The sequence below is a fragment of the Pseudomonas sp. DSV-1 genome, from assembly GCF_035830915.1.
Lineage (GTDB): Bacteria > Pseudomonadota > Gammaproteobacteria > Pseudomonadales > Pseudomonadaceae > Aquipseudomonas.
This window is the reverse complement of sequence record NZ_JAYMYG010000001.1, coordinates 2,089,542-2,112,529: the sequence shown is the minus strand read 5'-3', so window position 1 is coordinate 2,112,529 and position 22,988 is coordinate 2,089,542. Positions and strand designations below refer to the sequence as shown.

Here is a 22,988-nt window from a genome sequence, read left to right as displayed (position 1 = left end):
CCGATGAACAACCCCCTGCCCGCCGAACCCGGTATCCGCGTCACGCTCGCCGAACTGATCGAGATGCGCCATCGGGTACGCGAAGTGCAACTGTTCTCCTCCCCCAGCCAGCGCAGCCCGCTGGTGGGGTTGCATCACTCGAAATTGCGCGGGCGCGGGGTCGACTTCGATCAGGTGCGGGTCTACCAGGCCGGGGACGATGTGCGCACCATCGACTGGCGCGTGACAGCTCGCACCCAGGAACCGCACACCAAAATGTTCCATGAGGAACGCGAGCGGCCGATCTTTATCCTGGCCGAGCAAAGCCGACGGCTGTTTTTCGGCTCGGGGCTGATGTTCAAGTCGGTGCTCGCCGCCCAGGCTGCCAGCCTGATCGGCTGGGCCGCACTGGGTCACAACGACCGCGTCGGCGGGCTGGTGTTTGGCGACCACGAACACTACGAAATCAAACCCCGGCGCAGCAAGCAAAGCCTGCTGCAATTGCTCAACCGGCTCGTGCGGGTCAATCAGTCACTGCACACCGACGTGCAATCGGACCGCGATGCCCTGGGCATGGCGCTGATCCGCGCCCGTGAAGTGCTGCGCCCCGGCAGCCTGGTGATCGTGATCTGTGATGAGCGGGGCCTCACCGACGCTGCCGAGCAGCAATTGAGCCTGCTATCACGCCATTGCGACCTGATCCTGCTGCCGCTGTCCGACCCGCTGGATCACGCCCTTCCCGCTGCCGGGCTGTTGCGCTTTGCCGAGCGTGGCGCCCAACTGGAACTCGACACCCTCAATTATGATTTGCGCCAGGCCTACCGCGCCCAGGCCGAGGCCCGGATTGCCCGCTGGGAACTGCTGGCGCAAAAGCTGCGGGTTTTACTCATGCCCCTGAGCACCCAAAGTGAAATGGTCGAGCAACTGCGCGAATACCTGAACGCCAAGCGTCCCGGCAAAACCTCATGAAAGAACTCGAACAGCTGCAACCCCTGATCACGCCCCCGGCGATTGGCTTCTGGCCGCCAGCGCCGGGCTGGTGGTTGCTGCTCATCATACTGCCCGCGCTGGGCTGGGGACTGTGGTGGTTGCGCCGCTACCTGCCCGCCAAACGCCAGCCGGGCCGTACCGAACAACCCCTGGACCCGGTGCGCCTGGCCGCCCTTGAAGAACTGGCGCGTTTTCCAAAACCTTACGACGGCGCGCCCGCAGGTGCCTGGCTGCAACAGCTCAACGGCCTGCTCAAGCGCCTGTGCCGCAACCATTACCCCTACAGCCAAAGTCACACACTCAATGGTCGCAAGTGGCTGGCGTTCCTCGACAACCGTTGCCCGGCTGCCGGGTTGACGCGCTGGATGGTACTGGTTGAAGGCGCCTACAAGCCCGAGTGCAAGCTCGACGACAAAGCCATCGCCGGACTCAATCAAGCGGTTGAAACCTGGATTCGCAAACATGTTTGAATTTGCCTGGCCGTGGCTCTTCGCCCTGCTGCCCCTGCCCTGGCTGATGCGCCTGGTACTGCCGGCCGCCGACAGCGGTGAGGCTGCGCTACAGATCAGCTTTCTGGGCGATCTCGAAGAACTGGCCCGGCGCAAGGCGCGAGCCACCCTGCCTTCGTGGCGCCAGCAAATCCCCTATGTGCTGCTCTGGCTGTTGCTGTTGACCGCCGCCGCCCGCCCGCAATGGCTGGGTGAGCCGCTGCCCATTGCCGCCAGTGGCCGCGACCTGCTGGTTGCGGTGGATGTCTCGGGCTCGATGGACTACCCGGATATGCAATGGCAAGGCGAAGACGTCAGCCGTCTGGATCTGGTTAAAAGCCTGCTCGGCGACTTTCTGGAAAAACGTGAGGGTGATCGCGTGGGGCTGATCCTGTTCGGCAGCCAGGCCTACCTGCAAGCGCCCCTGACTTTCGACCGGCGCACTGTGCGCACCTGGCTCGACGAAGCGCGCATCGGCATCGCGGGCAAGAACACCGCCATCGGTGACGCGATTGGCCTGGCCCTCAAACGCTTGCGCCAGCGTCCTGCACAAAGCCGGGTGCTGATCCTGATCACCGACGGGGCCAACAATGGCGGCCAGATCGACCCGCTCACCGCCGCCCGCCTTGCCGCCGAGGAAGGCGTTAAAATCTACCCCATCGGGATTGGCGCCGACCCGGAAGAAAGCAGCAGCAAAGGCATGTTCACCATCAACCCCGGAGTGGACCTTGATGAACCGGCGCTTGAAGAGATCGCCAAAGTCACCGGCGGCCAGTACTTCCGTGCCCGAGACGGCGGTGAACTGTCAGCCATCAAGGACACCCTCGACCAACTTGAACCCGTGGCCCAGCAACCCACCCAGGCACGCCCGGCACAGGCACTCTACAGCTGGCCATTGGCGGCAGCCCTGCTGCTGAGCGTGCTGCTGGTGATCCGCGAGCTGTGGCCCAACAACCCTGTACAACGCTGGCTGAGCAAGGAGCATTTTTTGCAGCAACATCCTGACTGGCGCGCACGGCTCAAACGCCTGCGTCTGCGCAGGCGCCGATGAGCGCGCTCTGGCCCCACTGGTTTCGCCCCGAATGGCTGCTTGTCCTGCCGCTGCTCGGCTGGCTGCTATGGAAACGCTGGCACCGTGAAAAACGCGCAGGCCGCTGGCAGATGATCCTGCCGGTGGCGTTTCATCGCGTATTGCTCAGCGGCGGTAATGGTCGTAACAGCAAGCTGCCCTGGATTGCCCTGGGGCTCGGCTGGCTGCTGGCTGTACTGGCGTTGCTGGGGCCAAGTTGGCAACGGGTTGAGCAGTCCACGCAAAAGCCCGCCGACCCGCTGGTCGTCATGCTGGAACTGACCCCGAGCATGCTCGCCACCGACAGTTCGCCCAACCGGCTGGAGCAGGCGCGACGCAAGATCTATGACCTGCTGCAAAACCGTACCGATGCGCAAACTGCCGTGATCGTCTACGCCGGCAGTGCCCACACGCTGGTGCCGCTGTCCGATGACCTGGCCACCAGCCGCAACCTGCTTGAAGCCCTCAAGCCGTCGATCATGCCGCAACCGGGCCATCGTGCCGATCTTGCGGTCACCAAGGCCCTTGAGCTGCTCGATCAGGGCGCGCTGGGTGAGGGTCGCCTGCTGTTGATCACCTCATCGCTCAGCGACCAGGAACGCAGCGGCATCCGCCAGGCCCTGAATGGTCATGCCCCGCAACTGCTGATACTCGGCGTGGGCAGTCGCGAAGGCGCCCCCGTGGTCGACGAAGGCGGGCAGTTTCTCAAGGACGATCAGGGCGCCATTCTCCTGCCGCGCCTGGACAGCCCAAGCCTGCGGGCATTTGCCCTGGATGTGGACGGACGCTATCGCCAGGCACGCCTGGATGACAACGACTTGCGCGGCCTGGGCCTGCTCGACGGCCCAGCGCATCTGCGCGATGACGGCCAGACCCTGCATCTGGACGCCTGGTCTGACCAGGGTTACTGGCTGCTGCTCCCGCTTTTGTTGCTGGTGGCCTGTGCCGGACGGCGTGGCTGGCTGTTCTGCCTGCCCTTGCTGTTCATGCTGGCACCCCAGCCCGGCTACGCCATGAGCTTTACCGACCTCTGGTTGCGCCCCGACCAACAAGGCATACGCCTGCTGCAGCAAAAAAAACCATTGCAGGCACTCGAGCACTTCAGCGATCCGCTCTGGCAAGGCGTGGCGCTGTACCAGGCGGGCGACTACGCCGGTGCAGCCCTGCGTTTTGCCGAGGTCAACAGCGCCAGCGCTCACTATAATCGCGGCAATGCACTGGCCATGAATGACGAGCTGGAAGCCGCCATCGATGCCTATGAACAGGCACTCGAGCTGCAACCCGAGCTTCAGGCCGCCGCGCAAAACAAAGCCCTCGTCGAGCAAATACTGGAACAACAGCGCGCTGAGGCCCAGGCAAAAGCCGAACAGACACCCGAGCCGCCACCTGCGCCAGCCGAATCGCAAAACCCGCTGAGCACCAGTGCCCAAGGCGCGTCCAGCACCACAGGACAAAATGAGGACAACAACTCGGCCGCCACCCCCACCACCGAAGCGCCCCCGGACGAGCCGCTCAACCCCGGCGCCGAAGCCGACGGCCAGCCCGGTGACGAACAGACCACGCGCCCGCCGGTACCGGCCGCCAACCAGACCGGCGAAGAACAGCGCCAGGCACTGGAACAATGGCTCAGACAGATTCCCGACAACCCCAGCGAATTGTTGCGACGCAAATTCTGGTACGAACAGCAGCAACATCAGGACACGCCTAAATGAACCGCCTCTGCGTTTTGCTTCTTTTGCTGTGTTGCTGGACCCTGCCGGCCCATGCCGGTGAACTGGTTGCCAGCGTTGACCGGGACCAGCTCAGCTCCGGTGAAACCGTCGAGCTGACACTGGAGTCCACCGACGTCACCCAGTTTGGCAAGCCCGACCTGACACCACTGGACAACGGGTTTGAAGTGCGCGGCACGCGCCAGGTCAACCAACTGACCAGTCTCAGTGATGACAACAAAGCCACTACCCGCTGGATCATCACCCTGCAACCCAAACAAACCGGCACCGTGACGATCCCGGCACTGCAAGTCGGTGAATACCACAGCCAGCCGATCAACCTGACCGTGAACCAGAGCGTGGCCAGCGACAACGAACTGGCTCCGGTTTTTATTGAAGTCAGTCTGGACCAGCCCAGCGTCTACGTGCAGGCCCAGGCCCTGCTGACCCTGCGCGTCTACCATTCCGTGGCGCTCTACGACGACAGCAGCCTGACCCCGCTGCACATTGACGACGCCATCGTCGAGCAACTGGGCGAGTCGCGCACCTATGAAAAGTTGATCAATGGCGTGCGCCACGGCGTGATCGAGCGCCGCTACGGGATCTACCCCCAGCGCAGCGGCGAACTGCTGATTCCGGCACAAACCTTCAGTGCCACCCAGGTCGACAGCCAGCAATCCACGGCCCCCGCTCCCCTTGGGCCCAAGCCTGGAAAGCTGCTGCACGTGACCTCCACCGAGATCCCGCTGACCGTCCTGCCCAAGCCCGAGACCTATCCACCCAATGCCCCGTGGTTGCCAGCCCGAAGCCTGAGCATGAGCGAAACCTGGAACCCCGAGCCTGACCATACGCTGGTGGGTGACTCCCTGACCCGAACCCTCACCCTCAAGGCTGAAGGCCTGTCCAGCGCCCAGTTGCCGCCCCTGCCTGCCACTGACGTCAACGGCTTGCGGCGCTACCCGGACTTGCCGCAGTTGAGCAATCAAGTCACCGAAAACGGCCTGATCGGCAGCCGCGAAGAGCGCGAGGCGCTGGTGCCGACACGGGTTGGCCAGATCGAATTACCCGCCGTCGAAGTGGTGTGGTGGAACACCCACGAAGACCATCTGGAGCGGACCTACCTGCCCGCCCGCACCCTGCTGGCAGCAGCCAACCCCAACCTTGCGGTGGACACGCCCGTCAGCGGTGCCGTGGCAGCCATGAGCGAAGAATCGTCGCTGTGGATCTGGCAGCTCAGCACCCTGTTTCTGGCCTGCACCACCCTGGCGAGTCTGGGCTTGTGGTGGCGTGCCCGCTGGCAGCCTGCAATCTTGCGTGCAGCGCAAACCGGGCCCAGCCCGCGCACCCTGCTCGACGACCTTAAACGCGCTTGCCTGGCCAACGACCCCCACGCCACACGCCAGGCACTCGATGCTTGGGCGCGGCAACAACCCGAAACCCTGGCCGACATGGCCGCGCGTTTCGTGTTGCTGTCCGATGCCCTCGATGGCCTCAACGGCGCGCTGTACAGCGAAACCGGCCAGTACTGGCAAGGCGAAGAGCTGTGGAAGGCCATTCGCAGCATTCCGGCTACCGAGCGCGAGCAAGACGCCGCCAGCGAGCCAAGCAGCCTGCCGCCGCTCTACCCCAAATAAATTTCCAGGCAACCCGAGGACCGCCCGAGCGAGCGGGTTGCCAACCCCTTTAAAACGGATTCTGTTATGCGCCTGTTTCACACCTCCGACTGGCACCTGGGGCAAAACCTCCACGGCCAGGACCGCGACTTCGAACACGCCTGTTTTCTTGCCTGGCTACTGACACAGCTCAGTGAGCAGCAGCCGGACGTACTGCTGATTGCCGGTGATATCTTTGACACCGTCAACCCGCCGGTAAAAGCCCAGGAACGGCTCTACGACTTTATCGTCAGCGCCCATGAGCAACAGCCGAAACTGACCATCGTGATGATTGCCGGCAACCACGACTCCGGCTCGCGCATCGAACTGCCCGCGCCCTTGATGCGCCGTTTACGCACCCATGCACTGGGGCGCGTGCTGTGGCTCGACGATGGCCAGCTCGACGCCGAACGCCTGCTGATCCCCTTGCCCGATGCCAGCGGTGAAACCGCTGCCTGGTGCCTGGCGCTGCCCTTTCTGCGCCCTGCAGAAGTCACCGGAGCGCACCTGGGTGATGACTACCTGCGCGGCATCGGCCAGGTCCACGAGTGGCTGATTGAAGCCGCCAACGCCAAGCGCACGCCGGGTCAGGCCCTGATTGCCATCAGCCACGCCCACATGGCGGGCGGTTCGGTGTCCGAAGACTCCGAGCGCAGCCTGATTATCGGCAACGCCGAAGCCCTGCCCGCCAGCCTGTTCGGGCCGAGCATCAGCTACGTTGCCCTGGGCCATTTGCACAAGCCACAACGGGTCAACGGCGAGGAGCGGATCCGCTACTGCGGCTCACCGATTCCGTTGTCATTCTCTGAAATAGGCTATCAACACCAGATTCTCGACGTGACACTGGAGGGCGAAACCCTGGTCAGCGTCGAGCCGCTACTGATCCCGCGCGCGGTCAATCTGCAACGCATTGGCCCACTGCCCCTGGCTGACATCCTCACCCAACTGGCCGACCTGCCGGACACCGACCTGCTGGCCGATACCCAGCGCCAGCCGTGGCTCGAAGTGCGGGTCAAGCTCGACGAACCGCAGCCCGATTTGCGCCAGCAAATCGAAACCGCACTGCAGGGTAAATCCGTGCGCCTGGTGCGCATCTCGGCCGAATATGCTGGCAGCGGCAGCCGTGCCTCGGACGACGACGCGCGCCTGATCGAACTGGACCAACTGACACCCCAGGAACTTTTCAGCCGCGCCTGGCAAGACAACTACGGCAGTGAAGCCGACGAACAAACCCTCAAGGACTTTGCCGTGCTGCTGCAAGAAGTTCAGCTGGAAGGTGAACAACCATGAAAATCCTCGCCATTCGCCTGAAAAACCTCGCCTCACTGGCCGGGCCCTTTGAGCTGGATTTCACCGCCGAGCCCCTGGCCAGTGCCGGGTTGTTTGCGATCACCGGCCCCACCGGCGCCGGCAAAAGCACCCTGCTCGACGCCCTGTGCCTGGCCCTGTTTGGGGCTGTGCCGCGACTCAACAACACGGGGCGCGATGCAAAAGTACCGGATGCCGATGGCGAAATTGCCACCGGCGACCCGCGCACATTACTGCGCCGTGGCACTGGTGAAGGCTATGCCGAAGTCGATTTTGTCGGCATCGACGGCCGCCGCTACCGCGCCCGCTGGGAAGCCAACCGCGCTCGCGAAAAAGCCACCGGCAAGCTGCAAGCCAGTCGCCAAAGCCTGCGCGACCTGGACAACGATCAACTGCTGGCGAGCCAGAAAGGCGATTACAAAGTCCAGCTGGAAGCGCGACTGGGGCTCAATTTCGAGCAATTCACCCGTGCCGTAATGCTGGCCCAGAGTGAGTTCAGCGCCTTTCTCAAGGCCGATGACAACGAGCGCAGCGAACTGCTGGAAAAGCTCACCGACACCGCGCTCTACACCCGCCTGGGCAAGCGCGCATTCGACAAGGCCAAAGAGGCCAGGGACGCGCACAAGCAACTGCAGGACCATGCTGTTGGTGTGACGCCCCTTGAGCCCCAGGCCCGTGCCGAACTGGATCAACAGTTCAACGACGCTCAGCAGCAGCTAAAGAACCAGCAAGGCCAGCTCAAGCAGCTGGAGATGCAACACACCTGGCTCAAAACCCTGGGCGAACTGCAAGAGCAGCAACTCAGCGCTGCGGAGCAATTACAGCAAGCGCAAACCCTGTGGGACAGCCAGGCCACCCAGCGCCAGACCCTGCACCTGCTCGAACAACTGGCACCACAACGTCATCAGTTTGCCCGCCTGGCCGAGTTGGAAGGGCAACTGAGCCCATTGGCCGGGCACATCAACGCCCATCTTGCTCAACAGGCCGAACTGGGCCAGCACCAGACCCGCCTTGAAGCAGAGCTGCAAACCGCCCGCCTGGCTGCAACCCAGGCCCAGGCCCTTCAGCGCGAATGCGCCCCCCAGGTGCAGCAGGCCCTTCTGGAGCAGGCCAACCTTGACCGCCTGACCCAGGCCCTCAACACCCAACAAACCCTCCAGCAGCAGGCCGAACAGGCGTGCGTCGAAGGGCAACTGGCGCTCAACACGCTGCTTGAGCGCCAGCAACAAGGCGCTGAGCGGCTTGTACTCATCACCACCCAGCTCGAACACAGCAATGCCCTCGCACCACTGGCCAGCGCCTGGGACGCCTATCGCCCAAGGCTTCAGCAACTGGTGCGGTTGAGCAATAACCTGAGCACCGGCCGCAAGGAACTGCCGGGGCTTGAACAGCGGGCCCTGCAGGCCACGCAGGAACTGACCGGGTTGCGCGACAGCCTGGAAATCTTGTTCCAGGAAGCCGGCGCAGAACCCCACGCGGTCAACGAGCAAATCCAGACCCTGGGCAGCCTGCTGCAAGACAACCGTCAGCAACAGCGGGCCTATGAAGACCTGCAGCGCCTGTGCAGCAGTCAGCAGGCGCTCGATAGCCGCCTGCACGAACTGCAACTCAAGCAACAGGAGGTGCAGCAGGAGCGCGAGCGCCTGAGCCAGCAAGGCATCAAGGCCAAAGCCGACCTTGAAGTGGCTGAGCAAACCTTGCAGGTCACCCGCCAACTGCTGGAGCGTCAGCGCGTGGCCCGTAGCGCCAGCGTCGAGGAACTGCGCGGGCAGTTGCAGGATGACCAGCCCTGCCCGGTGTGCGGCAGCGCCGAGCATCCGTATCATCAGCCTGAAACCTTGCTGCACAGCCTGTCCCGCCATGATGAGCAGGAAGAAGCCAGTGCCCGCGCCGTAGTCGACGGGCTCGTGGAAACACTCGCCCAGCTGCGGGAAAAAGTCGGTGGCCTGATCGCCCAGCAAAAAGAATTTTTGCTCCAGCAAGAGCGCATCCACCAAGAACAGCAAGCCCTCGCCCCGAGCCTTGAAGCGCATCCGCTCCACGAGCAATGGCTGGCACAGGACCCGGCCAAGCGTGAGCAATGGCTGACCCTGCGCCTGAATCAGTTGCAGCACAGCATCACCCAGGACGAACAGCGCCAGAACGCCCTGCTCGCCTTGCAGAAAGAAGCGGCCCACTTGCAGCAGCAAGTCCAGCGCTGCACCGAAGCCAGCCAACTCGCCACCCAGCAGCTGGCTGAGCAGCAATTGCACCTCAATGCCGACACTCAGCGCCTTGAGGATGAACTCGACGAGTTTGCCAGCGTGCTGGCCCCGGCCACCCTCGACGCCCTGCGCGAAAACCCGTCCGCCTGCTTCATGGCCCTCGACCAGCAAGTGGCTGATCGTGTGGCCCAACTCGATCAGCAACGGGACGAACAGGCGGAGCAGGCTGAAAGAGCGAGCAGCATCGAGCGCGAGCAGTATCAGCAGGCCAATCGCAGCAAGGAACTGGACACCTTGCAGCGCAGCGTCAAGGCGCTGGGCGAGCAGCAACAGGCCAGCCAGCACAGCCTCAAACAATGGCTGGGTGACTTCAGCAGCGCCGAGCAGTGGCAGCAAAGCCTCGAGCATGCCGTCGAACGGGCCCGCACGGCCCAGCCCCAGGCCGAACAAGCCCTGCAAGCTACCGCCAACCAGTTGCTCCAGCTCGCGACCGAGCTCAAGTCCGAGCAAGAGCGCCTGCACGCCCTGCAGCAAGAACACGACACCCTCAACGCTCAGCTCGCGCACTGGCGGGCACAGCACAGCGAGGTCGATGACAGTCGACTGCAGCACTTGCTGGCCCATGACGAAGCACAGGTACGCGAACTGCGCCTGCACCTGCAAAACAGCGAAAAAGCCGTCGAGCAAGCCCGGGTATTGCTGCAAGAACGCGAACAACGCCTGGCCCAACACCAGGCCCATGCCAATGGCAACCTGGACAGCGAGTCACTCAACATCGCCCTTGAGGCGTTGCACGCGCAACTGGCTGCCAGTGAGCAGCAATGTGCCGAACTACGTGCCCGGCAGAGCGAGGATCAACGTCGTCAACAGGCCAATCAGGCATTGGCTCAACGCATCGCACTGGCCTATTACGAATGGCAGCGCTGGGCACGCCTCAGTGATCTGATCGGTTCCGGCACTGGCGACAAGTTCCGCAAAATCGCCCAGGCCTACAACCTCGACCTGTTGGTCCATCACGCCAACGCGCAGTTGCGCCAACTGGTCCGCCGTTATCGCCTCAAGCGCGGTGGCAGCATGCTCGGCCTGCTGGTGATGGACACTGAGATGGGCGACGAGCTGCGCTCGGTGCATTCGCTTTCCGGCGGTGAAACCTTCCTGGTGTCACTGGCATTGGCCCTGGGCCTGGCCTCGATGGCCTCCAGCACATTGAAAATCGAATCACTGTTCATCGATGAAGGTTTTGGCAGCCTCGATCCCGAGTCCCTGCAACTGGCGATGGATGCACTGGACGGCCTGCAAGCCCAGGGGCGCAAGGTGGGGGTCATCTCCCACGTACAGGAGATGCACGAACGCATCCCGGTCCAGATCCAGGTAAAACGTCAAGGCAACGGTTTGAGCACCGTGGAGGTTAAATGACGGGGCATGTGCTGTATTCATTCCGCCGCTGCCCCTACGCCATGCGGGCGCGCATGGCCCTGCGCTACAGCGGCGTGCCGTTGTCGATTGTGGAGGTCAGCCTGAAAGCCAAGCCGGCCGAAATGCTCGCCGCCTCACCCAAGGGTACGGTGCCGGTGCTGGTGTGTGCCGATGGCAGTGTGATCGAGCAAAGCCTGGACATCATGCACTGGGCGCTGGCCCGGCATGATCCGGATAACTGGTTGCAGCCGGGCTGCGCGGCATTGATCGAAGAAAACGACACCCGCTTCAAGGGGCTGCTGGACCGCTACAAATACGCCATTCGCTACCCTGAGCACCCGATGGAGTATTACCGGGCGCAAGGGGCAGAGTTTTTGCAGCGGCTGGAAGACGTGCTTGCGCGCTCGGCATACGTGGCCGGGCCAGCGTTGAGCCTGGCGGATGTAGCCCTGGCGCCGTTTGTGCGCCAGTTTGCCCATGTGGACCGCGACTGGTTTGAGCAAGCGCCCTACCCGCGCCTGAATGCCTGGCTGGAGCGGTTTTTGGCATCGGAACTGTTCAGTTCAGTGATGAGAAAACCCTGATGACTCCCACAGGAAAACAGGTGTCGCTCAGCTTCGGGTTTTATGATCCAGGGCCGCATAGAAATTGGCGCTTTGTTGCAGGTATTTTTGGGTGTAGGCCGCGGATTTCTTGTCGCTGACCAGGGTGGTTGCGCTGGCAGGCAGGGCCACGGTGGCAGAGATGGCGCAAGCGGAAATCACGGAGAAAAGATTGAAATTCATGACGATAACCCTCGACGATTCAGTTGGCGTGCTTGCCTGTTAAGGCCGTGAAACCAACTTAACGCCAAGGGTCATCCTGAAGAAATTCATTGCAGCACTAGCGTCTATCAGCGGGATTGATGGACAGCTGCACGCCTTTGATTACGGGCGGTTGATAAATTTCAGATCGGACGGTGCATCCATTGCCAGGGTTTGTACGGTCTTGCCCAACGTGCCGGTTTCAGGGTCGCGCTCCAGTACCACGATGGCATTGCTCATCTGGTTGGCGATCAACAAAAACTTGCCGTTGGGGCTCAGGGCAAACTCACGTGGGTGATCGCCATCCACCGAGCGACGCTGGATTTCAGTCAACTCGCCATTGCCCGGATTGATTGCAAACACCAGGATTTCATTGGCCTTGCCACGGTTGCTGACGTACAGGAACTTGCCGTCCTGTGAGGCATGCAACGCACCGGCTGCACGGTTTTGCGCGGGCATGCCGTGGGCCAGTTCCAGTGCCTGACGCTGCTTGAGTCGACCATTGTCATAGTCGAATACAAACACCTGGGCACTCATTTCAGTGGTCAGGTAAGCGTGTTTGCCATCACCGGAAAACAGCAGGTGACGTGGCCCGCTACCTGCCGGCAGCGCTACAAAAGCCGGGGCGGCGGCCACCAGCGGATGATCCGGATTGGCTGCCGGTTCGTACCGGTAGACAAACACCTTGTCTGCACCCAGATCACTGGCGTAGACGAACTTGCCGTCCGGGGAGGACACCACCGAGTGCACGTGGGCGGACATCTGGCGCTCAGGATTGACCCGGCTGGCAGGATGACTGCTCATCTGGGTCACGGGTTGCAACTGACCTTCAGCATTGATCGGCAAAACTGCAAGGCTGCCGCCAGGGTCGGCATGCACGCCGTAGTTGGCCACAAACAGATAGCGCCCATCCGCACTCAGGCTGGAGTGGGTAGGCTCTTCACCCAGGGTCTTGACCTGGTTGATGAGGGTCAGCTCATTGGTTTTCGGGTCGATGGCAACGCTGCTGGCGCGACCGACGACATCGCTCTGGCCCTTGCCGTTTTCATTGACCACGAACAGACGGGTCTGGTCTTTGGACAAGGTCAGCCACGAAGGGTTGGCGGCCTTGAACACTTGCAGCGGCTCAGGGGTGATACGCCCTTTGGCGCTGTCAAACTGCAACCGGTAGATGCCCTGGCTTTTGCCCTGAGTGTAGGAGCCAACCAGCAACTCGACTTCATCCCGGGAATCGGCCTGGGCCGACATTGCACCCACGCTCAGAGCCATCAACACAGGTAAGGTTTTAAACTTCATCTTCAACCTCGACTTCATCGTCATCGTTGTTTGCACTCAAGGCGCTGAGGCAAACCAGACGGTGTTCACCGGAGTCGCCAACGAGGGTCCAGCTTTGCAGGGTGTCGTCAAAGACGCTGGCGTCGATCTGTTCAAGGGTGAACTTCCAGCGCTTTTCGGCTCGCCCGTCCATGCATTTGATGAGCAACTGCACATCGTCCAGAGAAAAATCCCAGGCATGCAGCCCGTCAATCACCAACATGTCGCTGGTTTCAAGGGCTGCGCGCAAGGTCTGGTTTGAATCGCTCATTAATCATTCACCTGTTGGAAAGGCGTAATGATAGGTCAAATCAGCGGTGCAACCCATCACCGTGACACGTGATTGCTCGGTTGTGGGCGCACCGGGCCCCTGACTTTAGTTTATGGCCTGGTCAATCTTGCCCTGTAACGACTGGCGCTCTTTGTTTTCACCCTTCAACAGATCACCGCCAACCGTGGCACCAGAGAGCCGCAGCCGTTCCTGCCCGCGGAACGTCGCGACATGGGCCTCGTTGGCTGGCGAGTTGTCGGGCTGGTAGTCAAACTTCAGGTGGCCCTCAGGGGTCAGGTTGGTGCCCTCAGCGGTTTCCAGCGCCAACGAACCGCTGGCACTCAGCCCCATGGCGCTCTGGCTGCGGGTGTCAGTGGTTTGCTCCAGCGCCAGTTTGCCACCGGCATTGAGGTTGACTGAGCCCGCATCACCGTCGAAGTCGCCGGCTTCATAGCGGGCATCGCCTTGAGTGGCGATGCTCACCCCCTTGGCCCCGGCATAGCGGCCTGCTTGGGCCGTACTGGTGCTTTCCTGCGCCCGGTTGAACTCGCCCGAGCCGTTGGCGCGCACATTCACATCTTCCCCGGTCTTGGTGTAGACGCGTACGCCAACCTTGGCCGCCACGCCCTGCTCGCTGCGGCTGTGGGTGTCGACAGCAGCGCTGGCGTCATGGCTTCCCGCCTGGATATTCAAGGCACCGTCGGTTGCACGGTATTGCGTGCCTTCATCCTGCAACTTGCCACCAACATTGACCTGTACCGTGGCGCCACTGAGCTGGCTGACCAGCGCCGTACTGTCCTGCTGCGCCTGCGTCTTGTTGTGATACCCCACCTGCCCGTCGAGCCCCACGCTGGCCAGCTCCATGCCGTCCATCAAAGCGGCCTGGGGCATCGTGCCGTTGACCAGGCCTTTGACGACTTTTTCCAGCGGATTGCTGAGGCCACTGATCTCGGCACTCACCCCCAGCCCGGCCTGCCAGCCGGTCTCGGTGTGGGAGCTGGACTCGCTGTTGCGTGCCGCCCGGTTGTCCATCTGGCCCGCATTAACCTGCAACCCTGAGCCGGCAACGATCCGGGAGCCCTCATTGATCAAGGTATTGTCAGCCTGCACATGCACATTGCCGGTGGCTGTCACGTTGCTGGTTTTGGCCGTGGTCCGGTTGGCGTTGTCCTTACTGTCCTGGCGGACAAACTCCAGGCCACTGCCCACCTTGCCCAGACTTGCACTCCAGACGATGCCGCCACCCGTGGTGATATCCCGGGTTTTGCTGTCAGTGCTGTCATGTGCCGCCAGCAGTTCGATGCTTTTGCCTTTGAGGTTCACATCGCCCCCGGTCGCGGCAAGGTCCGAGCCCTTGATGCTCACGTCGCCCCCCGCATTAACGGCCACAGCACGGCCACTGAGGCTTGCCCCCTGCTGCCGCGTTGTCTCGGTGACGTTGGTGTGCTGCTGATCCTTTAAACCTGCATCCACACGGTACTCATGGCTGCCGGGCGCGGTTTCTCTGGTGCTGGCAGTGAAACCACGGTTGTCGGTGCGGGTGGTGTCCCGGGCGGTATTTTCAGCCGCAACGATCTTGATATCACCCTTGGCCTGTACTCCGGTTTCACCTGTTGCCGACACTGTAGAGCCGCTGACGGTAATGTCCCGTGCGCTTTGCAGCGTGAGGTTACTGTCCGAATGCAGGTCACTGGCGACGAGCGTGCGGTCGCTGTGGTCCTTGCGGCGTTCGTCATTGATCAGCGAGAAAAAACTGCTGTCCTTGTTATGACTGCTGTCGCGGGACGTGTCGTGGACGCCATCGATCACCAGCGAACCGGTGTCGCTGATCACGCTGGCCTGGGTGCCGCCGCGCACCTGACTGGCGCTGATGTGCACATCGTCGGCCTTGACGATCAGCTTGCCACCGGCGTTGACCTGGCTACCGGTGTGCAGGGTTCTGTCCCCGTCACCCTCGCCCTGGCTGCCGAAGAAGCTGCCCCCCAGCAAATCGCCGGAATAGCGCGTGCCGGTGTGGCTCTGGCTGCGGCTGGCACTGGCGATCTCGACTTCACGGGCGCTGAGCCGGATATCGCCCGGGGTTTTCAACTCGGCCCCTTGCAACTGCAGTTTTTGCCCGCTGGCCAGCTCGATCGACTTGCCTGCCTTGAGGCTGCTGGCAACAGTGCGCTCATCATGGGTTGAGGTGTCCCAGCTTTCCTTCCATAGGTTTTTGCGGTGATTGCCCTGGTCCCGGGTGTCATGGGTTTCAGTCGCGACCACAAGACGCAGGTCTTTGCCGCTGTTGAGTCGCAGGGTATCGCCCGCCTCTACGTGGCTGCCCTTGAGCAGGGTGTCGGCGCCGGAAGACAGTGCGGCGTTTTGCCGGGCCGTGACCTGGGTACCGTGCTGGCGCGAGTCCTTGTCGGTGGTGGTGCGATCATAAGTTTCATAGGTCACAAAGAGCGCCTTGTTACTCCATTGATCCCGTTTTTCCTGAAGGGCCGTACTTTCCAGGCTGCTCAGGATCAGATTGCGACCCGCGTCGAGCTTGACGTTGCCCCCGCTGATATCGGCACCCGCCAGTGTCACGTCTCTGGCGCCGTGCAGGCCGACATCGCCCCGGCTGCTGTGCACCCCGGCACGGGTGGCCTCAAGGCTGTTGGCGTGAGTCTGGCCGCTGATCTCGAGATCGCCCGCAGAGCGGATACTCACCCAGTCAGTACCTGCCACCGGCACCGCGCCTAGGCGAACCCCCGCCCCTTCGGCAGTGCTGATGATATTGATGCGCCCGGCCTTCATCGCCCCGAACAGGCTCGCGTCGATGCGCCCGTCCTTGGCCGTGCCACCCAGATAGACCGTGTTCACCGCGCCACTGGCGGCGTCGACCTGATTGCGTCCAACCACAAGCGTCAAGGAGTCGCGGGCACTGATCTGGCCCTGACTGTCGATCTGCGGCGCGATCAGGCCGATCGCTCCGTCAGGGTTGTCCAGCCCCTGCTGCTGCACGCTCAATCGGCCGTGGGCATCAGCGGTGTTGAAGGCGTGCAGCTTGCCGTTATTCAGTTCGGGCCGCCCCACCACCAGACTGGCGTTGGGCGCGTTGATGAAGCGGGCGCCATTGACCGAGATCCCGTTGGGGTTGGCCAGCACATAATCGGCCTTGCGCCCGAATACCTCCTGCGCGCCGTTGAGTGCCGACGCGTTGCGACCGATGACCTCATTGAGGATCACACTGGCTGCCTGACCATGAAATTGCGGATTGGATGCCAGTTGCCCGGCCAGTTGGGATTGCCCCGCCTGCAATGCGTTGTTCAGCACCACACCCTGGCGATCGACGTTGTAATCGAGGAACTGATTGTGGGACAGCCCGGCCGCGTTGGGGGCCACGATATTGACGATGGGCACCCCGCCCTGGTTGTGCAGTTGCGGCGTGCCGCCGGGGCCATCGACCCCGGTAATGCCATTGGCCAGGGCCAGTGGCGGCAATAGAAGCAGGCTGGCAATTGTACGGCGCAGCGCTCCCTGGGGGGACAGGTGAAAGTGTTGTCTGTTAATAGGCATAGCGTCTTCCTTTGCGTGAGTGATGAGGCGACACACGTCGCCCGGTGTAACGCTGCAGGGGCTTGTCGGGCCCCTGCAGGCGTTATATCTGCACGCTCAGGCGTGCCAGCCAGACGTGCGGCTCCTGGCTAAAACCCTTGGGAATAGTGAGGTGGCGCTGGTAATCGAGGTCCAGTTGCAGACCCTTCCAGCGCAGGTTGAGGCCCACACTTGCGCCGCTCAGGCGTTGGCCCGCAGCGCCGTACCCGGATTTGACCCAGCCGTTGTCCAGGCCGATGCGGGGGGTGATGCGGATAGGCAGATCGTTACGCAGCGGCACGTAAAGCGTGTTGCGCCAGACTGCGCCGATGGCACCGGAGGCGCTGTTGTCGCGATAGCCGCGAACCGCCGAGTCGTCGGTGCCCAACAGTTGCTCGATGGCAGGCAACGGGTCGGGGCTGTATTGCAGCGTCAATTGGCTCTGCCACTGCCAGGGCTGCCCGTATAACTGGCCGTTGCGCCATTGAATGAGGTTGGCGCGGTACGCTCCGAATTGCGCTTTGGGCAGACTGCTCTGCACCTGATCGCTGTCACGGTCTGCCCCCAGCCAGGTCAGGCCCTGGGCATAAGTCACGTCCAGATTCCACACCGCCGCGTCCTGCCAGAACAGATTGAAACCGGCTTCGGCCACCGTGAGTGTCGGACTCTGGATACCCAGCCGGGCCTTTTGCAGGTAGGTGTCGACCGCCTTGCGGGTCAACTGCAGATGGGCGCTCAGTTGATGGCCCTGGTCGCGCCACAGCACGCGGTCCGCACGCAAGCTGAGCTGATCGGTGCGACCGCTGCCATAGAGTGTGGTGGTACTGAGTTTGATCGGCGCGCGGTACTCGATATGGCTGGCGAATGCACTCAAGGTCCAGTAACCGTAAGGCACCGAATAGAACAGGCTGTTGCTGCGGCTGAAGCGCGGCCCGTGGTTGAGGGTCTCGCTGAAGCCCAGGTTGAGCGCGTCGTTGAGCTGCAACGGGCTGTCCAGACTCAAGCCGATCACCTTGCGATCACGGCCGGTGGCGATGCTGCCAAGATTATCCAGGCTCAGGTCCAGCCCCCAATGGGGCTGCCCGGCGTTTGAGCGAAGAATGATCCGCGAAGCCCCCTGCACGCTGCCGGGCGCGACATCCGCCGTGACGTCCACCGAGCGCAGCCGGTTGAGCTGGTCCAGCCCCTGTTCCAGATCACGCAGGTTCAGCGGCGCACCCAGCATGGCGGGGAATGCCGTGCGTAACGACAGAGGCAGGCTTTGGTCAGCCAGTTCGATCGTTTCGACATAGCCTTCGTCGACCCGGATATCCAGCGGTTGCCCGGCAGAAGGCGTGCTGCTCAGGTAAGGACGGGCGGCGATGTAGCCGGCCTCGACGTACAGGCGGGTGATTTCGGCCAGCAGGTGATTGATCCGGTTGATACCCATGCACGGCGCCAAGATGGGCTTGATCCGTGCCTCCAGCACTGCGGGGCGGAACAGGGTGACACCGGCCAGCCGTACCCCTTGGATCGGCCAGCAGTCCACCTCTTGCGCGGTGAGCACAGGCTCTGGCGTCACTGAGGACTGTGCGCCGGAACCCGTGCGCTGAAGTTGCCGCCGACGCTGCTCCAGTTGCAGTTGCTGCACGGCCCTTTGTTGTTGCTGCTGAAGGCGCAGGACCTCCTGACCGGGCTGCCCCCCTTCGGCCGCGGCCAGCGCAGAGGAGCACAGACACAGCGAACACAGGATTCGCGCCAGGGTAAAACACCGGGACCTGATCAGGAGAAGCGCCATCACACGAGATCCTCAAAACGCCTTGAAGGCGATTCAGGGCCCTGAAAAAACAGCTCGCAGGGCTTTCATCACTGTGACAACGTACAATTCGTATTATTTCAAATATAAAATTTAAGTTACAAAATGTAGTTAAATTACGATTGAAGAGGCTTCAGGCTGCGCCCTCGATTAATCAGACATGCCGCGTGTTCCCAGTTTGCGCCCGCTTCATGATCGATCGCAGCCTCGCTACGCTCCTCAGCGGCTACAGGACAACAACGTTACACCGCCGCCGCAGGCTTTAAGCGAAAGGCCACGCCAAACCGGTTATAGGCATTCATCAGGCCGATGCCATAGGTCAGGTCCGCCAGCTCCTTGTCGCTGAACTCGGCGGCCGCGCTCTGGTAGTCCGCATCCGGGATCCCGGTTTGCGCGACGAGCGTGACCGTTTCGGCCCAGGCGAGGGCCACCCGCTCACGGGTCGTGAACAACTCGCCTGCCTCGCGCCACACCGGCACCAGTACCAGCTTTTCGACGCTCAGGCCGGACTTGAGCAGATCCCGTGAGTGCATATCGATGCAGTAGGCGCAGCCGTTGATTTGCGAAACCCGCAGATACACCAGATCAATCAGTACCTTGGGCAATCCGCTGTTTTGCACATACCCGTACACCCCGCCAAATACCTTGTAGCCCTCGGGTGAAGCCTTGGAATAATCGATACGCTGGTTCATGACGTGCCCTTGCATTGACTGTTTGAGTGGCGCCATAGTGGGGTTTCTTGGCCCTGTCAAAAAGAGCCAAGATTTGGCTTTATCACCAGGCCATGATCTATCCAGCTCCGGGATCAGGCACAAGGGAACACCATGAAACCCCCCATTCCACACTTCTCCCCTCTTGATCCGGACACCAGCGAACCCATTTACCGGCAACTCTACTGGCGCTTTCGGGAAGCCATTGCCAACGGCCTGCTGGCCCCCGGAGAGCGAGTGCCTGCAGCCCGAGCCCTGGCCAAGGAACTGGGACTGGCCAGGGGCACCATCGATACGGCGTATTCGCTTCTGACCTCAGAGGGCTACTTGCAAGCCCGCGGCCAGGCAGGAACCATCGTGACGCCGGACATCACGATCAAACCAGCACTCGCCACCCGCACCCCCGAGTCAAGCCCGCCCGTGAGGCACCAGCCCGAGACACTGCCCTTCCAGATGGGCCTGCCAGCGCTGGACGCCTTTCCCAAAAAGGTATGGGCACAAATCGGCGCGCGATGCGTGCGCAGCACCCGTGCCCAGGACATGGCCAACCCGTCGGCTCACGGCCTGCAATCATTGCGTACGGCCATTGCCACTTACCTGCAGGTTTCCCGCGGTATCGCCTGCTCTGCCGCCCAAGTCTTCATCACAGCCGGCTACCGGGACACGTTGTCGCTGATCGCCCATGCTCTGCTCAAGGCCGGTGACAGGGTATTGATTGAAGACCCCGGCTACCCGCCGACCCGCCAGTTACTGGAGCAACTGCAGATCCAGACCGTGGCCCTGCCGGTCGATCATGACGGCATGCAGCTGCCTGCACAGGGAAGCGAGGCGCTGCACGCCCAGGCGACCGTCGTCACACCCGCCCATCAAAGCCCCTTGTGCGTATCGCTATCGCTGTCCCGCAGGCTGGAGCTGCTGGCCTGGGCCAGCCAGCAACAGGCATGGATCATCGAGGACGATTACGACGGCGAATACCGCTACGTCAGCCGCCCGCTGCCCGCACTCAAAAGCCTGGACCGTGATGGACGGGTGCTCTACAGCGGCACGTTCAGCAAAGTGCTGTTTCCGGGGCTGCGCCTGGCTTATGTGGTGGTACCCCAAGCCCAGGTTGAATGCTTTCAACAGGCCAGCCAGACCTTTCGCAGCGGTTGCCCGGAACTGATTCAGGCCATCGTCGCGACGTTCATGACTGAAGGCCATTTCGCCCGGCATATCCAGCGCATGCGCAAGCTTTATAGCGAGCGCAGGGCGTTTACCATGATCGAGCTACAAAAAGTGCTGGGGACTCGCGTGCGCATTGATGCCAACCCGGGGGGCATGCACCTGATCCTGCGCCTTGAAGGCCAGCAGCCGGATTGGCAACTGGTGGAGCGCATGCGCCAGGACGGGCTCTTTGCCGAAGCGCTGAGCGAGTGGAGCCTGCAGGGGGAAAAACCTTCGGGTCTGCTGCTGGGGTTTGCCAACATCGCGTCCCAGGCCAGTGCCGAAATACTGGGCGAGCGGATCCTGGCGCTGCTCAAGCCTGCCGGTTAGAGCCTGTGGAAACAGAGGCAAAACGCGGTGATGCCATCGCGAGCAAGCCCGCTCCCACACTGTTGTGTGAACACCTTAGTCCTGTGAGAGCTGGCTTGCATGCGATACAGGCGCCACTCTTCAACGATCGGAACCCGAGCCGTCTCAACATCAAATAAAACAGCGCGGTTCGCGCAAAAGCGCTTCCAGCTCCACCGACGGCAGAGGCCTGCAAAAGAGATAACCCTGCACCTGATTGCAACCGTTTTTCGTCAAGAACTCAAGTTGCTCACGGGTCTCCACACCTTCAGCGATGACTTGCAGGCCAAGGCTGTGAGCCAGCTCGATAATCGTACGCGCAATGGCAGCATCCTGAGGGCTGAAGGTGACTTCACGGATAAACGCGATATCGATTTTGAGCGTGTCGATGGGGAAACGGCTCAGGTACGCAAGGCTCGAATAACCGGTGCCAAAGTCGTCGATGGAGATTTTCACGCCGATGTCCCTCAGTGTCAGCAAACTGCTGACGGTATGGGGCGTGTTCTCCATCAGCGAGCCCTCGGTCAGCTCCACCTCAAGCAAATGGGGGTCGAGCTGATGGGCCTTGAGGGAGCGCTCGATATCATTGACCAGATCGCCTTCGCAAATCTGTTGCGCCGACACATTCACTGCCACTTGCAGCGCCCCCAGGCCTGAGCGCTGCCATTGGGCAATCTGGCTGCACACGCGGTCGATCACCCACTGGCCCACCCGGGATATCAGCCCGAGGGTTTCCAGCAGCGGCACGAAAACCGCCGGAGAAACAGCGGCATGCCCCGGCCGGTGCCAGCGCAACAGTGCTTCCACACCGCAGATCCGACCGTCTGCCAGGCCTATCTTCGGTTGGTAATACACCTCGAACGCCTGCTTGTGAACCGCATCGCGCAATGCGGTTTCAAGTTCCTGACGAGCCATGACCTCGACGTTCATTTGTGCCGTGTAAAAACGGTATGTGTCTTTACCCGCCTGCTTGGCGAGCCCCATGGCCGTATTTGCATGCTTGATCAGGCGGTGCGCCTCGGCGCCATCGTCCGGGTACAGGGCAATCCCGTAACTGGCCGTCATCGGTGTGTCATGGCCATGCAGCTTGAACGGATCACGCAGCACCTCGCGGATACGGTCAACCATCTGCCTGGGGCCTGCCTGGCCTTTGCGGATCATCAGGATCAGCGCAAGTTCGTCGCCATCCATCCGTCCCAGGGTGTCACTGACATTGAGGCAATTGGACAATCGCTGGCTGAACTCTGCCAGCACCTTGTCCCCCATCAAATGGCCCCAGGTCAGGTTGATGTTCTTGAAGTCGTTCAGGCCGATCGTGACCACCGCCAGCTGCCAACCCCGCAACGCAGCCTGGGTCAGCCCCATCTGCAGGGTGGTGTAGAACAGGTCGCGATTGGGCAAGCCGGTCAGCGGGTCGTAATTGGCCATTTTAAGCAGCCGCTCATCGGTCCCCATCGCAGAGCGAAAACGCTCCAGGTCGCTAGTGCGTTTTTCCAGCTGCTGCTCAAGCATCAGGGTATGCACCGCCCGATGGTCGCCAAACGCCTTGAGCCGCAGCAGATTGCGTACCCGCAACCACAGTTCGTCACTGGCGACCGGCTTGCACAGAAAGTCCTCGGCACCCGCCTCAAGCCCCAGAAGACGGGCGCTCTGCTCGCCCTGGCCCGACAGCATGATGATGGGGATATTGGCCGTAGATGCATTCGCCTTGAGTCGACGGGCCACCTGATAGCCGTCAATACCGGGCATCGTGGCGTCGAGCAGGATCAAGTCCGGAGGCTGTTGAGCGACCGTGGCCAGGGCCTGTTCACCCGAGCCGGCAGTCAGCGTGCGATAACCCTGTTCTTGCAACAAGGCTTCGAGCAGTGAGCGGATCTGAACGTCATCATCAACGATCAGCAGTGTGGCAGGTATGTTGGACATGGAAAGCGCTCAAATAAGGGGCCGCCAAGGCAATTTCAAGCCTGATCTGCAGGGAAATCCACTTAGCGTCTGATACCCGTATAGAGGAGCAGTTAAGCACCGATACGGGTGCTTCACCACGACAGCCAGAAACAAAAAAGCACCCGAAGGTGCTTTTGCTTGTCAGTCCAGCGGTGAAACTTTACCCCTGTGGGAGCGGGCTTGCTCGCGATGCAAGCGACACGGTCAGACAGTCACACCGTGCC

16 protein-coding genes are annotated in these 22,988 nt (G+C 61.9%); 9 read left to right on the top strand and 7 right to left on the bottom strand.

Annotation, left to right across the window (positions count from 1 at the left end):
- The first annotated feature begins 3 nt into the window (after positions 1-3).
- The 8 genes from VSQ83_RS09985 (at position 4) to VSQ83_RS09950 (ending at position 11,399) form a co-directional block, all read left to right on the top strand.
- The gene (locus VSQ83_RS09985) at positions 4-948 is read left to right on the top strand and encodes a DUF58 domain-containing protein (protein ID WP_095023509.1); all 945 of its coding nucleotides are present in this window, start codon (positions 4-6) and stop codon (positions 946-948) included.
- Entirely contained in the window at positions 945-1,439 is a 495-nt protein-coding gene (locus VSQ83_RS09980) for a DUF4381 domain-containing protein (RefSeq protein ID WP_095023508.1), read from the top strand. Before VSQ83_RS09985 ends, VSQ83_RS09980 begins: the two co-directional genes overlap by 4 nt.
- Positions 1,432-2,508: a vWA domain-containing protein gene (locus VSQ83_RS09975; protein WP_326426416.1), complete on the top strand. Its 1,077-nt coding sequence runs from the start codon at positions 1,432-1,434 to the stop codon at positions 2,506-2,508. Before VSQ83_RS09980 ends, VSQ83_RS09975 begins: the two co-directional genes overlap by 8 nt.
- Complete coding sequence (locus VSQ83_RS09970; RefSeq protein ID WP_326426414.1) at positions 2,505-4,238, top strand: VWA domain-containing protein; 1,734 nt, start codon at positions 2,505-2,507, stop codon at positions 4,236-4,238. Before VSQ83_RS09975 ends, VSQ83_RS09970 begins: the two co-directional genes overlap by 4 nt.
- Positions 4,235-5,869 (top strand): BatD family protein, encoded by a 1,635-nt coding sequence (locus VSQ83_RS09965; protein ID WP_326426411.1) that lies wholly within the window; start codon positions 4,235-4,237, stop codon positions 5,867-5,869. The genes VSQ83_RS09970 and VSQ83_RS09965 overlap by 4 nt, the downstream gene beginning before the upstream one ends.
- Before the next feature lie 66 nt (positions 5,870-5,935).
- Complete coding sequence (locus tag VSQ83_RS09960) at positions 5,936-7,177, top strand: exonuclease SbcCD subunit D C-terminal domain-containing protein (RefSeq protein ID WP_326426409.1); 1,242 nt, start codon at positions 5,936-5,938, stop codon at positions 7,175-7,177.
- Positions 7,174-10,815: an AAA family ATPase gene (locus tag VSQ83_RS09955; RefSeq protein WP_326426407.1), complete on the top strand. Its 3,642-nt coding sequence runs from the start codon at positions 7,174-7,176 to the stop codon at positions 10,813-10,815. Before VSQ83_RS09960 ends, VSQ83_RS09955 begins: the two co-directional genes overlap by 4 nt.
- A complete protein-coding gene (locus tag VSQ83_RS09950) occupies positions 10,812-11,399 on the top strand; it encodes a glutathione S-transferase (protein ID WP_326426405.1) in 588 nt (195 codons plus the stop codon). Before VSQ83_RS09955 ends, VSQ83_RS09950 begins: the two co-directional genes overlap by 4 nt.
- Positions 11,400-11,426: 27 nt before the next feature.
- Here the strand turns inward: VSQ83_RS09950 and VSQ83_RS09945 are convergent, their stop codons facing one another.
- The 6 genes from VSQ83_RS09945 to VSQ83_RS09920 form a co-directional block, all read right to left on the bottom strand.
- Entirely contained in the window at positions 11,427-11,600 is a 174-nt protein-coding gene (locus tag VSQ83_RS09945) for a hypothetical protein (protein WP_162837101.1), read from the bottom strand.
- Between the two features lie 141 nt (positions 11,601-11,741).
- On the bottom strand, positions 11,742-12,914 hold the full coding sequence (locus VSQ83_RS09940) for a lactonase family protein (protein ID WP_326426402.1): 1,173 nt from the start codon (positions 12,912-12,914) through the stop codon (positions 11,742-11,744).
- Positions 12,904-13,203, bottom strand: coding sequence for a DUF5629 family protein (locus VSQ83_RS09935; protein ID WP_095023500.1), 300 nt, complete (start codon positions 13,201-13,203; stop codon positions 12,904-12,906). Before VSQ83_RS09935 ends, VSQ83_RS09940 begins: the two co-directional genes overlap by 11 nt.
- Positions 13,204-13,308: 105 nt before the next feature.
- Positions 13,309-16,746 carry a hemagglutinin repeat-containing protein gene (locus VSQ83_RS09930; protein WP_326426399.1) on the bottom strand — a complete coding sequence of 1,146 codons (3,438 nt, stop codon included), beginning with the start codon at positions 16,744-16,746 and terminating at the stop codon, positions 13,309-13,311.
- An 82-nt stretch (positions 16,747-16,828) separates the two neighbouring features.
- On the bottom strand, positions 16,829-18,541 hold the full coding sequence (locus tag VSQ83_RS09925; protein ID WP_326426397.1) for a ShlB/FhaC/HecB family hemolysin secretion/activation protein: 1,713 nt from the start codon (positions 18,539-18,541) through the stop codon (positions 16,829-16,831).
- 260 nt (positions 18,542-18,801) lie between these two features.
- Positions 18,802-19,251 carry a carboxymuconolactone decarboxylase family protein gene (locus VSQ83_RS09920; RefSeq protein WP_219261417.1) on the bottom strand — a complete coding sequence of 150 codons (450 nt, stop codon included), beginning with the start codon at positions 19,249-19,251 and terminating at the stop codon, positions 18,802-18,804.
- 132 nt (positions 19,252-19,383) lie between these two features.
- Between VSQ83_RS09920 and pdxR the strand changes: the two genes are divergently transcribed.
- Entirely contained in the window at positions 19,384-20,802 is a 1,419-nt protein-coding gene (pdxR, locus tag VSQ83_RS09915; protein ID WP_326426395.1) for a MocR-like pyridoxine biosynthesis transcription factor PdxR, read from the top strand.
- A gap of 150 nt (positions 20,803-20,952) precedes the next feature.
- Here pdxR and VSQ83_RS09910 read toward each other — a convergent pair whose 3' ends face one another.
- Entirely contained in the window at positions 20,953-22,743 is a 1,791-nt protein-coding gene (locus tag VSQ83_RS09910) for a putative bifunctional diguanylate cyclase/phosphodiesterase (protein ID WP_133078366.1), read from the bottom strand.
- Positions 22,744-22,988 lie beyond the last annotated feature (245 nt).

What these genes read in the sequence shown, in the direction of transcription:
- VSQ83_RS09985 (WP_095023509.1), top strand. Translation starts at nt 4, where the DNA reads ATGAACAACCCCCTGCCCGCCGAACCCGGTATCCGCGTCACGCTCGCC.
- VSQ83_RS09980 (WP_095023508.1), top strand. Translation starts at nt 945, where the DNA reads ATGAAAGAACTCGAACAGCTGCAACCCCTGATCACGCCCCCGGCGATT.
- VSQ83_RS09975 (WP_326426416.1), top strand. Translation starts at nt 1,432, where the DNA reads ATGTTTGAATTTGCCTGGCCGTGGCTCTTCGCCCTGCTGCCCCTGCCC.
- VSQ83_RS09970 (WP_326426414.1), top strand. Translation starts at nt 2,505, where the DNA reads ATGAGCGCGCTCTGGCCCCACTGGTTTCGCCCCGAATGGCTGCTTGTC.
- VSQ83_RS09965 (WP_326426411.1), top strand. Translation starts at nt 4,235, where the DNA reads ATGAACCGCCTCTGCGTTTTGCTTCTTTTGCTGTGTTGCTGGACCCTG.
- VSQ83_RS09960 (WP_326426409.1), top strand. Translation starts at nt 5,936, where the DNA reads ATGCGCCTGTTTCACACCTCCGACTGGCACCTGGGGCAAAACCTCCAC.
- VSQ83_RS09955 (WP_326426407.1), top strand. Translation starts at nt 7,174, where the DNA reads ATGAAAATCCTCGCCATTCGCCTGAAAAACCTCGCCTCACTGGCCGGG.
- VSQ83_RS09950 (WP_326426405.1), top strand. Translation starts at nt 10,812, where the DNA reads ATGACGGGGCATGTGCTGTATTCATTCCGCCGCTGCCCCTACGCCATG.
- VSQ83_RS09945 (WP_162837101.1), bottom strand. Translation starts at nt 11,600, where the DNA reads ATGAATTTCAATCTTTTCTCCGTGATTTCCGCTTGCGCCATCTCTGCC.
- VSQ83_RS09940 (WP_326426402.1), bottom strand. Translation starts at nt 12,914, where the DNA reads ATGAAGTTTAAAACCTTACCTGTGTTGATGGCTCTGAGCGTGGGTGCA.
- VSQ83_RS09935 (WP_095023500.1), bottom strand. Translation starts at nt 13,203, where the DNA reads ATGAGCGATTCAAACCAGACCTTGCGCGCAGCCCTTGAAACCAGCGAC.
- VSQ83_RS09930 (WP_326426399.1), bottom strand. Translation starts at nt 16,746, where the DNA reads ATGCCTATTAACAGACAACACTTTCACCTGTCCCCCCAGGGAGCGCTG.
- VSQ83_RS09925 (WP_326426397.1), bottom strand. Translation starts at nt 18,541, where the DNA reads ATGGCGCTTCTCCTGATCAGGTCCCGGTGTTTTACCCTGGCGCGAATC.
- VSQ83_RS09920 (WP_219261417.1), bottom strand. Translation starts at nt 19,251, where the DNA reads ATGAACCAGCGTATCGATTATTCCAAGGCTTCACCCGAGGGCTACAAG.
- pdxR (WP_326426395.1), top strand. Translation starts at nt 19,384, where the DNA reads ATGAAACCCCCCATTCCACACTTCTCCCCTCTTGATCCGGACACCAGC.
- VSQ83_RS09910 (WP_133078366.1), bottom strand. Translation starts at nt 22,743, where the DNA reads ATGTCCAACATACCTGCCACACTGCTGATCGTTGATGATGACGTTCAG.